The sequence below is a fragment of the Xanthomonas sp. 3307 genome, assembly GCF_014199735.1.
Lineage (GTDB): Bacteria > Pseudomonadota > Gammaproteobacteria > Xanthomonadales > Xanthomonadaceae > Xanthomonas_A > Xanthomonas_A rydalmerensis.
In genome coordinates, this window is record NZ_JACHOG010000004.1 from 368,599 (window position 1) to 382,145 (window position 13,547).

At 69.4% G+C, this 13,547-nt stretch carries 8 protein-coding genes and 1 pseudogene; 2 read left to right on the forward strand and 7 right to left on the reverse strand.

All coding sequences use genetic code 11. From position 1 onward, the window contains the following. Nucleotides 1-40 precede the first annotated feature (40 nt). From GGR64_RS12880 to GGR64_RS12900, 5 genes are all read right to left on the reverse strand, one after another. Nucleotides 41-1,951: an XVIPCD domain-containing protein gene (locus GGR64_RS12880; RefSeq protein WP_184646293.1), complete on the reverse strand. Its 1,911-nt coding sequence runs from the start codon at nt 1,949-1,951 to the stop codon at nt 41-43. A gap of 155 nt (nt 1,952-2,106) precedes the next feature. Further along, nucleotides 2,107-2,889: a hypothetical protein gene (locus tag GGR64_RS12885; protein ID WP_184447375.1), complete on the reverse strand. Its 783-nt coding sequence runs from the start codon at nt 2,887-2,889 to the stop codon at nt 2,107-2,109. A gap of 387 nt (nt 2,890-3,276) precedes the next feature. Further along, nucleotides 3,277-4,206, reverse strand: a complete 930-nt coding sequence (locus GGR64_RS12890; protein ID WP_184646295.1) for a hypothetical protein — start codon at nt 4,204-4,206, stop codon at nt 3,277-3,279. A gap of 113 nt (nt 4,207-4,319) precedes the next feature. Beyond that, complete coding sequence (locus GGR64_RS12895; RefSeq protein ID WP_184646297.1) at nt 4,320-5,120, reverse strand: N-acetylmuramoyl-L-alanine amidase; 801 nt, start codon at nt 5,118-5,120, stop codon at nt 4,320-4,322. Nucleotides 5,121-5,205: 85 nt separating this feature from the next. Continuing rightward, nucleotides 5,206-7,998 carry a TonB-dependent receptor gene (locus GGR64_RS12900; RefSeq protein ID WP_184646299.1) on the reverse strand — a complete coding sequence of 931 codons (2,793 nt, stop codon included), beginning with the start codon at nt 7,996-7,998 and terminating at the stop codon, nt 5,206-5,208. 341 nt (nt 7,999-8,339) lie between these two features. Here GGR64_RS12900 and GGR64_RS12905 point away from each other — a divergent pair, with 341 nt between their 5' ends. Together GGR64_RS12905 and GGR64_RS12910 are read left to right on the forward strand one after the other, a co-directional pair. After that, on the forward strand, nt 8,340-9,734 hold the full coding sequence (locus GGR64_RS12905) for an SH3 domain-containing protein (protein WP_184646301.1): 1,395 nt from the start codon (nt 8,340-8,342) through the stop codon (nt 9,732-9,734). Continuing rightward, nucleotides 9,731-10,837, forward strand: a complete 1,107-nt coding sequence (locus tag GGR64_RS12910) for a dipeptide epimerase (protein ID WP_184646303.1) — start codon at nt 9,731-9,733, stop codon at nt 10,835-10,837. The genes GGR64_RS12905 and GGR64_RS12910 overlap by 4 nt, the downstream gene beginning before the upstream one ends. A gap of 247 nt (nt 10,838-11,084) precedes the next feature. On the opposite strand, the gene GGR64_RS20885 is transcribed toward GGR64_RS12910, so the two are convergent. Then, the gene (locus tag GGR64_RS20885) at nt 11,085-12,101 is read right to left on the reverse strand and encodes a glycoside hydrolase family 43 protein (RefSeq protein ID WP_326520333.1); all 1,017 of its coding nucleotides are present in this window, start codon (nt 12,099-12,101) and stop codon (nt 11,085-11,087) included. After that, nucleotides 12,075-13,535 (reverse strand): annotated as a pseudogene (locus GGR64_RS20890) (MFS transporter); the annotation flags it as partial. The pseudogene GGR64_RS20890 and the gene GGR64_RS20885, both read right to left, overlap by 27 nt. Between the last annotated feature and the right edge of the window lie 12 nt (nt 13,536-13,547).

Below are 13,547 nucleotides of genomic sequence, written 5' to 3' on the forward strand. Positions count from 1 at the left end.
CCGCAACGTGCGCGACGGCGGCCGTTGCCGCACACACCGGTCAGCGCGGCGCCTGGGTCTTCTCGTGCTGTGGATCCGGCTGCTGCGGCTGTTCCTGCGCTTGCCGCTGGGTTTCGGCGGCCAGTTGCTGCTGGCTGCGCTCCAGCGGCACCGACGCGGCCTGTTGCTTGTCCACGTAGGCGCGATTGACGTCGTGCGGATTGTCGGGATTGCGCTGCACGGCGATCAGGCCGCGGCGGTCGCCGCTGAGCACCAGGTCGTCGATGCGCTGCATGCCGCTCACCTTAGCCTCGAACGCGACCTGGCCGGCGACGCGCTGCATCTCTTCGGCGCTCTTGAAGCCGCCGTTGGGCCCCTGCTTCTGCAGGTGCTCCATGGCCTGCTTGTACAGCGGGTTGTCGGCCAGTGCCGCCGCATCGGCCTTGGCCGGCGCGGGCTGCCTGGCGATCGCCTCCAGGGTCGCCTTGTCGGCGATGCCGGTGGGCGCCAGGCCCTTCTCGCGCTGCAGGTTGGCGACCACTTGCTGGGTGCGCTCGCCGTAGTAGCCGGTGCCGCTGAGCAGTTTGCCCTGGTCGTCCTTGACGCCCAGTTCGATCAGGCGTTGCTGCATCGCCTTGACGTCGGCGCCCTGCTCGCCCGGCTTCAGCGCCGTGCGCGGCTCCTGCGTGCCCTGCGTCTGTGCCTGGGTCTGCTGGCGGTCCTGCAGCAGGTCGCGGCCCTTGACCAGCGGATCGGAGGCGAACAGCTTGGCGTTGTGGTGCGTGGCCAGGTAGTCGTCCAGCGGCATGGTGTTGACGCCCTTGCTGCCGGTGGACTGGCTGACCAGCAGCTCGCCGCTCTTGGGATCGCGCACGACCATCATGATGTGGTCGATGCCCTTCCAGTGCTCGTGCGCGGTCTTGCCCGAATCCACGCCGATGACCATGCCTTCCTTCAGCGCGCCGGGCTTGAACACGTCCTTGCCCTGCAGCAGCACGCCGGAGCTGTCGAAGGCCTTCTTGACGATCTCGCCGGAGCCGGACATGCCCTGCACCAGCATGTCCTTCTGGGTGAACACGTCGCGGCCGGCCTTGCGGTTGATCTCGTTCATCGTCGCGTTCTGCAGCTCGGTCACCCAGCCGGAACAGTCGATGTAGCCCTGCGACAGATGCTTGCCGTCCACGCCGGGGTGGTAGTACCTGCTGCTCTTGACGTTGATCGCGTACTGCACGTCGTCGTGCTTGACGCCCAGATCGTAGGCGGCGGTCAGCGCGATGCCGTCGTGGCCGCCCTGCTTGCCGCCGTCCGCTGCCGGCGTGCGCGCGGGCGCCGGCGCAGCCTGGCCCTCGGCGATCGGCTTGATGCCCTTTTCCGGAATCGCGATGTGGTCGTACTTGGCGTCCCAGTACTTCACGAAAGCCTTGGCCATATCCTGGTCGGACAGCTTCTTGAAGTCGGCCAGCGAGGTGCCGGTGTAGGCCTGGAACTGGCGCGCGCCCTGCGCGTCCTTCTCGCCGGGCACGTTGTTGAGGATGTTGGCGCGGGTGCCCTTGAGCTCGAAGTGGCCGGTGGCGATCGCGGCCTGGATCGAGCGGTAGCCACCGGCGCCCTGCTGGTGCGCCATGTACATGTCCAGGCCATCGGGCTGCGGCTTGCCGGACAGGTAGGCGCGGCCGTCGCGCTCGTGCTGGCGGGTCAGGCTGTTGCGGTTGTCCTGGTACATGCGCGCGGCGGCATCGGTGTTGGCCACCGCGTCGAGTTCGCGGCCACGGATGCCATAGGCGCTGGCGGCGCCGGGCGTGAACTGGAACAGGCCCTTGGCGCTGTTGGGACCGCGACTGGCCTGCTCGTCGAAGCGGCCGCCGGTTTCGATGTAGGCGAAGCGCATGAAATCGTCGACCGGAATCTGCCGCTGCCTGGCTTCCCGCTCGATGATGTCGAGATTCTCTGCCTTGGTGGTATCGCGTGCCATCTCGTGTAACTCCTTGAGGTTGAGGTACGGCCATCGCGGCCGCCTGGGTCAACCGAGCTCGTCCATGAGCTTGTTAGTGCGCGGTCAACAGAACGATTGCGTACTGCGGAACATCGGGTGCTGCGTCCATCGGCGCGCCGCCGCGCGCCGTCGGGTCATGCGTCGGGCGCCGGCTGGTATTGGCCGCTATCGGGGTCATAGGCGTACCGCAGCACGTCGCTGCCATCGAGCAGGCGCGCGCGGCCGGGACCGGCGATCGCGGTGCCGTGCAGCGCCACCCGCAGCGCCGGCATGCGCTGGCCGGGCACCGCCTGGAATTCCAGGGTGCCGGTGCTGGACACGTGCGGCACCACGCCATCCGGGTCGCTGACCGCCTCGTTGTCCTCGCCGGCCGCCACCGTGCCGCAATAGACCCAGCTGCGGTAATCGCCGAGGTCGTGCCGGTTCGGATCGAACACGAACAACGCGAAGCCGGCCTCGGTGATGCCGTTGCCGAAGCGGGTGGTGGGCACGGCCAGCAGCAAGCGGCCATCGCCGAGCGCATGCTGCTGCGGGGTGCGCGTGGTATCGAACGCATCGGCACGCGCATAGGCGCCGAAGCTGCCGACGTAGCGCTGCGCATGCAGCACCATCCACGGCCGCTCGCCGCCCGGGGTGGTCAGCTGGAAGGTGGCGGCGCCGAGCGAAACGCCCTCGCCCGGGTTCGGGAAGGTTTCCGCATCGTCGATGCCGTACTGGCCCGGCGTGGCATAACTGAAACCGGTGTAGTACCGCTTGCCGTCCAGTTCGAAATGCCGGCCGCCCCAGAAATTCACCACGGCGCCGTTGTCGATCTCGTAGGACACGGCACCATCGCCGTCCCAGCCGTAGATCAGGTACAGCACGCTGCCCGCATCGGGTGGCATTTCGGGAGCGGCGCGCTTGTTGTCGTTCGACATGTCCAGAACATCCTGTATTCGGTGAAGAAGCCGGAAGAACCCACCTGCGCGTTCCGACGCGCACCGCCGCCGCTTCCGCCCAGGCATGGGCGAGGCACGACGCGGACGCGACGCCTGATGCGGAGCGCGAACACTCCCCGCAGGCGCGGTTTCGGACGGAACAAGGTGACGTAACACGCCGGCCCCGAGCAGGGGCAATGATGGCGGTCGCGCATGGCGAACCGCACGCCGGCAATCCACGCCGGCATTTCGGGCGAGTGCAGCATCCCATGCCGCTCGCGAATGACTCGCCTGATCATCAGGCCCCGTGGGGCGCATCTTAAACCAGGTCCTACGCCCGAAACCACCGCTGCCTTGCGCGCAGCGTCACCTCCCCGCGCCGCCCGTTCAGCGGTCCAGCGGCGGGGTGTACTGTTGCTTGGCGGGGTCGTAGGTGTAGGTGACGGCATCGGCCGGGCCCAGCGTGCGGACCTTGCCAGGCCCCTCCACCACCGTGCCCTGCAGGGCCACCCGCAGCGACGGCACGCTGCCGCTGGCCGGCGGCACGAAGCTCAGCGTGCCGGTGCTGGTGGCGCACTTCATGGTGCCCTGGTCGTCGCAGGCGGCGCTGTTGTCCTCGCCGGCGGCGACCGTGCCCAGGTAGACCCAGCCCTTGTAGTCGCCCAGGTCGTTCTTGTTCGGGTCGAAGGTGAAGATCGCGAAGCCGGCACTGGTGATGCCGTCGGCGAAGCGGGTGGTCGGCAGCGCCAGCAGCAGGTGGCCGTCCTGGGTGGCGGTGCTCTGCGGCTTGCGCTGTTCGTCCAGGGTGTCGGCCTTGCCGTCGGACCCGAAATCGCCGGCCCAGCGCTGCGCGTGGAACAGGGTCCAGGTCGGCTTGCCGCCGGCGCTGTCGCGCACGTAGGTGGCCTGGCCGATGCTGACGGTGGCCGCCGGGTCGGGCAGGTCCTGGTCGCCGGCCTGGCTCCCGGGCTTGTCGTACTTGCCGCCGGTGGCATCGGCGAAACCGGTGTAGTACTGCTTGCCGCCGAGGTCGAAGCGGTAGCCGTACCAGAAGCTGGCCACCGCGCCGTTGTCGATGGCGTAGGAGGCCGAGCCGTCGCCCTTGGCGCCGTAGATGTCGGCCAGTACCCGACCCGGCGCCGGCACCTCGGCGGCGGCCGGCTGTGCCGCGGCGCTCGCCTCGGCAGGCGCTGCGGTTGCGGGCGCGCTCGCGGTGGCCGGGGTCTGCGCCGCGGCCGGCGCATCGGCGGCCTTGTCCTTGCACCCGCCCAACAGCAGGAAGGTTGCCGCCCACAGGGCCGTGGTTCCTCGCCTCATCGCACTGCGTCCTTTGGAGTCCGTTGGCGCGCGATGCTACCAAGAACCGCGGCGGCGCCAGGTGACAGGCGTGTCCGCCGCCGCGACCGACGCTGGCGCCACACCGCGCTGGCTCAGGACGCGTCCGGTTCCATCGCCGGGACCGGCTGCGGCCGCGCCAGCAGCGGCTGGGTCAGCGCGTACAGGATGCGCAGGTCTTCGTCGTCGAAGGCGGTGGCGTCGTTGCCGCGGTAGTGGTGATGGAAGGCGCGCAGGGTGGCGGCGCGGTCGTCGACCGGATAGCCGATCAGCGCCAGCGCCTGCCACGGATCGAAGCCGGGCGGCGCCGGCGGCGTGTCGGCGGCCGGCCAGCGGCCGAAGCCGGACTCGGCCAATTGCTTCCACGGGAACAGCGGGCCCGGGTCGACCTTGCGCGAGGGCGCGAAGTCTTCGTGCCCGACCACCTGGCTGCGCGGGATGCGCAAGCGCGTGCACAGGTCCTGCAGCAGGACCAGTAGGCTGTCGATCTGTTGCGGCGCGAACGGGGTCTTGCCGTCGTTGTCGAGTTCGATGCCGATGGACGCGGAATTGATGTCGGTGATGCTGCCCCAGCGCCCGGCGCCGCCATGCCAGGCGCGGTCCAGGTCGGCGACCAGTTGGTAGCGCGTGCCGTCGCGGCCGATCAGGTAGTGCGCGCTGACCTTGCCCTTGCTGTTGTGCGAGCGCAGCGTGTCCAGGCTCTGCTGCACCGAGTGCTGGTCGGTGTAGTGGATGACGATCAGGATCGGCCGGCGCGCGTCGTAGTTCGGCGACGGCACCCAGGTGGCCAGCGGGTTGCGCTGCGGCGCGTGCGCGCAGGCCCCGAGCAACGCGAGCGTGACCAGCAACAGCAGCCGGCGCACGGCGGACAGGGACGGCACGGGAACGCGGGTCATGGACACTTCCTGGTCGGGGACGCACAAGCGTACGCAATCGGCGCGGCGGCGGCGTGCAAGCGCGCATCGACGGCCACGCGCGCGCTCAGAAGCGGTAGTTGAAGTTGACGTACCACTGCCGCCCGATCGCGCTGTACACCCGCGGGAAGTACGGCCAGGTGGTGTAGGTGTCGTCGCGCGGGTGCAGCGCGTCGAACAGGTTGAGCACGCTCAGGCCGACGGTCGCCTTGTCGGTGATCTGCTTGGCGAGGTCGACGTTCCACACCAGATACGGCGCCACTCGGCCGCGCTCGGCGTAGTCGGGCCGCGAGCCGTAGCGGTAGCCGTACACGCTGGCCGACCAGTCGCCGCGGCTCCAGTTCGCACGCCAGTTGCTGCGCGTGCGGAACGCCAGGTAGTCGACGTCGTTCATCACGTCCACCGGGCGCGCGCCGGCGAACTGCGCCACCTCCATCCGCAGCACCCGGGTCAGGCCGGCCTGCAGGCCGAGCGTGCCCCAGGCGCCGAGGTCCAGGTCGTAGCGCAGGCTGGCGTCGATGCCGTCGGTGCGCATCAGCGACTGGTTGATGGGGAAGGTCTTGAAGGCGGTGATCTGGCCTTCGCTGGTCAGGTCGGTGCCGGGGCTGCGCGTGACCGCATCCAGGTAGAACCGGCAGGCCGCCGAGGCGGTGTCCACCGCGGCGCCGGCGCGGTCGCGGCCGAGCAGGCAGTTGGCGTTGTTCTCCAGCAGGGTTTCGCTGGAAATGGCCTCGACCCGGCCCTGGAGTTCGATGCGGTAGTAATCCAGGCTCAGCGACAGCGCCGGCAGCACGTCCCACACCGCGCCGAGCGTGGTCGACTTGCCGGTCTCCTCGCGCAGCGACGGATTGGACGCCTGGGTGGAGAAGGTCTGGTACTCGTGCGCGCTCGCGCAGGCCGCCGACAACGGATCCAGGCCGTCGCGGCGGCACAGGTATTCGTCGACCACGGTGGGGTTGTTGGCGCTGGTGCCGGCGTAGATCCACAGCAGGTCCGGCGCGCGGAAGCTGGTGGCGTGGCTGCCGCGCAGCAGCAGGGTGTCGAACGGACGCCACTCCAGGCCGGCCTGCCAGGTGGCCGCGCCATCGACCGCGGTGATGTCGTCGTAGGCGTCGTAGCGCGCGGCCAGGGTGGCGCTGAGCCGGCTGGCGATCGGCACGCGCAGTTCCAGGCCGGCGGCGTAGCGCTTGCGCGGGCCGCCGCCGGGGGTCTGGGTGAGGTTGTAGATGCGCTCGCTGCCGGTGTAGTCGACGGTGGTGCGCGGATCGGGCTGCAGGTCGTAGGTCTGCCGTGCCGCCTCCAGCACGGCGGCGATCTGCACCATGCCCGCCGGCACCGCGAACAGGTCGCCGCTGACCACGAACTGGGCCTGGTCGGTGGCCGATTCGCCGCGGCTGACCACCTCGGTGGTGAGCTGCTGGTACAAGTCGGGGCTGCCGGGCGCGAACAGCCGGTCCGGGCGCACGCGGCGAATCTCGGTGCCGTCCGGGCGATAGCCCAGCAGCGGCCCGAGGTAATAGTTGCGCACCGCGTTGGTGAGGAAGCGCGGGCGCCGGGTGGTGATGTCGTAGCGCGACAGCGACACGCTGGCATCCCAGTCGAAACGTCCGTCGAAGGCCTTGCCGCGCACGCCGGCGTTGAGGTTCCAGCTGCGCTCGTCGTAGTCGATGGTCTTGATGCCGCCGACCTCGTCCGGCAGGAAGATGCGCTGCGCGGTGACCAGCCCCAGGTCCGGGTCGTAGGTGGTGAACGCACCCTCGCCGATGTAGTAGTGGGTCTGGCTGGAACTCTTGTCCTGCGAGCGATTGGCCAGCAGTTGCGCGTAGGCGACGACGTCCTGGCCGAGCTCGGCATCGCCGGCCAGGTAGGCCGAGGTCTTGCCGTAGCCGTTCTGCACCGAGCGCCCGGCGTAGTAGTCGAACGCGCCGCAGCGGTTGGCCGCGGGCAGGCTGTCGCTGGTGCGGTACGGACGGAACGCCGGATTGGTCGCGGTGCAGGCCGCCGCCAGCGCCTGTGGCGAGGTCAACAGCGTGCCCGCCTGCGGCCACAGATAGGTGTTGCCGCGGCGCAGGTAGACGCCGGAGATGGACACATTGGGCGAGCTGGGATCGGCCTTGTTGGCCGGATGGTCGTCGTAGGAATCCATGAAGCCGCGCTGGCGGGCGACGATGGGTTCGCGATCCAGCCGCTCGAAGGCGTAGGTGAAACTCCAGCCGTCGCCGCGGCGCCCGCCGGTCCACTGCAGTTGCCCGCTATCGCCGCCGCCACGGGTGGTGGTGCCGGCGCGCACGCGCAGGCTGTCGCCCTGGAAATCGCGCTTGGTGATGATGTTGACCACGCCGGCGACCGCGTCGGAGCCGTAGATGGCCGAGGCGCCGCCGCTCATCACCTCGATGCGCTCCACCGCCGCCGCCGGGATGCTGCCCAGGCTGACCGCGGTGCCGTTGGCGCCGTAGGGCTGCGGATAATCGGCCATGCGCTTGCCGTTGAGCAGGATCAGCTGGTAGCCCGGCCCCAGCCCGCGCAGGTTGAGGTACTGGCCGTTGGGCGAGCTACCGGTCTGGTCGCTTTCGTTGAAGGTGCTGCCGCTGAACTGGGTCAGCGTGCCCAGCGATTCCCACACCGTGCCGAAGCCCTGCTTGCGGATGTCCTCGGCGGTGATGACGGTGACCGGCGCCGGGCCCTCCACCTGCGCGCGGGCGATGCGCGAGCCGGTGACCAGTACCGCATCGAGATCGCGCGGCGTCGCCGCCTGTTCCTGCGCCGCTGCCGCCGCCGACACGGCCGCGGCCAGCGTCGTCAGCGCGGCCAGCGCCACGCGCACGGGACGCAAGGGAAAAGGACGACGAACGATTCGCATGGGCACGCGGCTCTCCTGCATGGCGCGGATGAATGGCGCGAACGCCGCGGGCGCGGCCACGGCCGAGCGCCTGTCCCTGGCGTCCACGCACACGGCGATGACGCGTGCACGCCACGCAGCCATCGTGTTGCGGGTTCCTGCATGTTGCCGAGCGGACGCGGCGCTGCCGTGCGGTGCTTGCACGTTCCCCAGCGCCACCGCCACGCGCCCCCTGTGCATTCGGATGTAACACGCGCTCGCAAAACCTGTCAACGCAGCGCCTTGACAGGAAAAAACCGGGAATCGAAGATCCTGGCGTGGGCGCGGGACGCGCCGGCCTTCTTTCCAGACAGTGGGATCCCATGATCACGATGCGCGGCCTGTGCCTGTTGCTCGCCGCGGCGGCGAGCGGCGCCTTCGCCACGGCACGCGCCAGCGACGCCATGCCGCTGCAGGCCCGGCCGGCGCAGTTGCAGGCCGAACATTGGATCGCACGGCTGCCGGCGGCGTCGCCACCGTTGTTGCAGGCGGCGCAGCGCGCCGCGTTCAATGCCCGGCTGCTGCGCGACGATCCGTCGATGCACGATCTGGCCGCACTGCCGGCGCAACTGTCCGCCGCGCAGGTCCGTGCGCAGATCCTGGCGCTGTCGGCACCGCCGACACGCACGCTCTACGACACCCAAGGCGCTGTGCTCGACGCCGCGCGCCTGCAGGCGCTGCAGCGCGCGCTGGCGCTGGATGCGCTGCCGGCGCAGGTGCAGCCGCGCTACGCGCTGGTGGTGCAACGTGCCGACCTGCGGCGCTTCCCGACCGCCGAGCGCGTGTTCAGCGACCGCGACGATCGCGACATCGACCGCTTCCAGGAATCGGCGCTGTATCCGGGCAGCGCGGTGGCGATCCTGCACGCCAGCACCGATGGGCAATGGCTGTTCGTGCTGGCGCACAACTACGCCGCCTGGATCGCCCGCGACCGCGTCGCCGAGAGCGACCGCGCCAGTGTGCTGGCGTACGCGCAGCGCACGCCGCGGCTGCTGGTCACCGGCGCACGCGCGTCCACCGTGTTCACCCCGGAACAACCGGCGGCCTCGCAGGTGGCGCTGGACATGGGCAGTTCCCTGCCGCTGCTGCGCGACTGGCCGCCGCAACAGGTGGTCAACGGCCAGTCGCCGCTGGCCGCCTACGTGGTGCAGCTGCCGCTGCGCGACCGCGATGGACGGCTGCAACTGGTACCCGCGCTGATACCGCGCAGTGCCGACGTCGCCGAGGCACCGCTGCCCGCCACGCCGCAGTCGCTGCTGCAGCAGGCCTTCAAGTTCCTCGGCGAACGCTACGGTTGGGGCAACAGTTACGACGCACGCGACTGCAGTGGCTTCGTCGTCGACCTCCACCGCAGCCTGGGTATCGACCTGCCGCGCAACACCGGCGACCAGGCGCGCAGTCCCAGCCTGGCTTCGGTGCCCTACGTCGCGACCGACCCGCTGCCGCAGCGGCAGCAGGCGCTGGCGCAACTACGGGTGGGCGACCTGGTCTACATCCCCGGCCACGTGATGCTGGTGATCGGCCACGAAGACGGCCAGACCTGGGTGATCCACGACGTGGCCGGCGCCAGCTACCGCGACGCCGCCGGGCAGGTGCAGCGCGTACGCCTCAACGGCGTGTCGGTGACGCCGCTGGAGCCGCTGCTGCTCGGCGACGGCACGCCCTTCATCGACCGCATCACCCGCATCCAGCGCCTGCGCGCGCCCACGACCGAATGAAGATCACCGAGATCCGCCTGGGCATGCTGCGCGTGCCGCTGAAGACCCCGTTCAAGACCGCGCTGCGCACCGTGCAGGCGATCGAGGACGTGGTGGTCATGGTCCACACCGACGACGGCCGGATCGGCCACGGCAGCGCCCCGGCCACCCCGCCGATCACCGGCGACACGCACGATTCGATCATCGCGGCGATCGAACGCTGTCTGGCGCCGCGGCTGATCGGCGAGGACATCGCCGACCTGCAGCGCCTGCGCGGCCTGATCCAGGGCGCGCTGGAACACAACAGCAGCGCCAAGGCAGCGATGGAGATCGCCGTGCACGACCTGTGGGCGCAGCAGCATGGCGCACCGCTTTACCGCTTGCTCGGCGGCGGCACGCCGCAGCTGACCACCGACCTCACCATCAGCGTGAATGCCGTGGACACGATGGTGGCCGACGCGCTGTCGGCGCTGGCGCGCGGCTTCGTGGCGCTGAAGATCAAGATCGGCACCGATCTCGCCGAGGACATCGCGCGGGTCAAGGCGATCCATGCCGCGGTCGGCGAGCGCGCGCAGCTGCGGCTGGACGCCAACCAGGGCTGGACGCCGAAGCAGGCGGTGCAGGCGATGCACGCGCTGGAACGCGCCGGAGTGACGCTGGAATTGCTGGAACAGCCGGTCAAGGCCGGCGACATCGACGGCCTGCAGTACGTGACCGAGCGGGTGCAGACCCCGGTGATGGCCGACGAAAGCGTGTTCTCGCCGGCGCAGGCGATCGCGCTGCTGCAGCGGCGCGCGGCGGACATCGTCAACATCAAGCTGATCAAGGCCGGCGGCCTGTCCAACGCGCTGCGCATCGCCGACATCGCCGCGGTGTACGGGGTGCCGTGCATGATCGGCTGCATGCTCGAATCAAGCGTCGGCGTGGCGGCGGCAGCGCACCTGGCGGTGGCGCGCGCGGACGTCATCACCAAGGTGGACCTGGACGGGCCGTCGCTGGGGGCCTTCGATCCGGTGGTCGGCGGGGTGCAGTTCGACGAGGCGCAGATCCGCATCGGCGAGGCGCCGGGGCTGGGAATTCGCGAGATCCAGGGGTTGGAGTTGTTGCCGCAGACGTTGCGTTGATGCCAAGTCGTGCGCGGTGCGGGGTGATCGGCGCCTGTGTTGCGGTGACGGATACGAGATCGGATTTTCCCGTTTCCTTCCGCGATTGGAGCAGACCTCCAGCCACGACAACGCACTCGTAGGAGCGGCTTCAGCCGCGACAGGCGTTCCCGGGCAGGCCTGTCGCGGCTGAAGCCGCTCCTACAACGGAAAGGGCGACTGCCTTGGCACGGCCCGTGCCCGTGCAGCGTCGCTGGACATCGGCATCTCAGCCCCCATAGGGATCGACAGTCCGAATGCTCCCGTCCGGCTCGACGTGCAGCGGCGTGCACTTGACCGAGCGCAGGTGGGTCACGCCGCCGGACAACAGGGCGTCGTGGTAGAACAAATACCAGCGCCCCTGGAAGGCGCAGATGGAGTGGTGCGTGGTCCAGCCCACCACCGGCTTCAGCAGCACGCCGCGATAGGTGAACGGGCCGTACGGGCTGTCGCCGATGGCGTAGCACAGCAGGTGCGTGTTGCCGGTAGAGTACGACAGGTAGTACCGGCCCTGGTCGTTGTGCAGCCACAGTCCCTCGAAGAAGCGGCGCGCGTGGTCGTCGGCGCGCAGCGGTTGCCCGTGCTCGTCGAGGATCACGATTTCCCGCGTGCGTTCCGCCAGCCGGGTCATGCCCGGGTCCAGCCGGGCGATGCGCGGGCCCAGTGCCGGCGCATCGTCCTCGGGTTCGGCATGCGCCGCCTCAAAGCGGTCGTCGCGGTACTTCTGCAGCTGACCGCCCCAGATGCCGCCGAAGCAGAGGTAGTGCGCGCCGTCGTCGTCCTCGAACACGGCCGGGTCGATCGAGTAGGTGCCCGCGATCGGCTCGGGCTCGGCGGCGAACGGGCCTTCCGGACGGTCGGCCACCGCCACGCCGATGCGGAACAGGCCCTGCGCGTCCTTGGCAGGGAAATAGAGGTAATAACGGCCATCGCGCGTGGCCGCGTCCGGCGCCCACATCTGCCGGCTGGCCCACGGCACGTCGCGCACATGCAGGGCCACGCCGCAGTCGGTGGCCGTGCCTTCGGGCGAGTCCATGCGCAGCACGTGGTAGTCCTCCATGCCGAAGTGACCGCCCTCGTCGTCGAACGGTGCGCCGCTGTCGATGTCGTGCGATGGATAGATGTACAGGCGTCCCTCGAACACGTGGGCCGACGGATCCGCGGTGTAGATGTGGGTCACCAGCGGTTGCGCGATGGCGTGCGCCGCGAGGTGGTCGAGATCGCTCCCCTGCCGCCGCAGCTGCAGGTCGTGCTCGATGCGCAGTTCCATGCGCTTGTCGATCCGGTAGAAGAACAACAGCGCCACCGCGACCAGGAACGGGATGGCGCAGTAAATGCTCACGGTCAGGCGAATGCCGTCCACCACGGCCTGCGGCTGTTGTTCGGCGCCCGCCTGGTAGCCGTGGTGCGCGAGGATGCCGGCGACCAGCGCGCCGCCGATGCTGAGGCCGATCTTCAGCCCGCACAGCATCGCCGAGAAGATGATCGCGGTGGCGCGGCGATGGTTCTTCCATTCCGAGTAGTCGGCGACATCGGCGATCATCGCCCACAGCAAGGGGATGGTGATGCCGTAGCAGAAGCCGTGCAGCATGAAGGCGCCGAAGGCCACGCCGACCGCGGTGGGCGGAAACACGTAGAACGCCAGCAGGAACACGGTAGAGGCCAGCAACGCGCCGCCGAAGGCATCGCGCTTGCCGAAGCGGTCGGCCAGGCGCCGGGAGAACCCGATGCCCAGGATCATGCACAGGATGCCGCAGGCATTGAACAGGCTGAACGCCGAGGTCGCCGCGTCCTGCGGCCAGGTGAAGCCGGACAATCCCCATCCGCTGAGCAGCGCGTTCACGCCGCCGATGAAGCCATTGAAGCCGGAGGCGTCGAGAAAGCCCGCCAGGGCGGCCTCGCTCAGGTAGTACTGGAAATAGTAGATGTAGGTGCCGCCCTTCAGCGCCAGGTTGACGAAGACCAGCACCGTCAGTGCCAGCATCACCTTCCATGGCCGGTTGTGCAGCAGGTCGGACAGGTCCTGCAGCACGCCTGCGCTCTGTTCCTTCGCCGGGACGATGCGCTCGCGGGTGGTGGCGAAGGTGATCAGGAAGAACAGCGTGCCCACCACTGCGAACACCGTCATCAGCCGCTCGAAGCCTCGCACGTTGTCGCCGTCGCCCAGGATCAGCACCAGCGGCAACAGCAGCACCTGGATGATGAACTGCGCGATCATCACCGCCACGAAGCGGTAGGCCGACAGGCTGTTGCGCTGGGCCATGTTCCCGGTCAGCACCCCGCTGAGCGCGGAGTACGGCAGGTTGTTGGCCGCGTACACCAGCATCAGCAGGCCGTAGGTGGTCAGGGCATACATCACCTTGCCGCGCGCGCCCAGGTCCGGGGTACTGAAGGCGAGCAGCGACAGCACGCCAAACGGGATCGCCGTCCACAGGATCCAGGGCCGGAACTTGCCCCAGCGGGTGGCCGTGCGGTCGGCGGCGATGCCGATCAGCGGCGTGAACACGAACGCGCCGAGCAGGCCGATCACGAAGATGATCGTCGCCGCCGTGGCGGCCGGCAATCGATACACATCGGTGTAGAAGAAGGCCAGGTAGGTGATCAGCGTCTGGAAGATCAGGTTCGCCGCCAGGTCGCCCAGGCTGTAGCCCAGCTTCTCCCGCACCGACAGCACGTGCACGGCGGTCTCCGC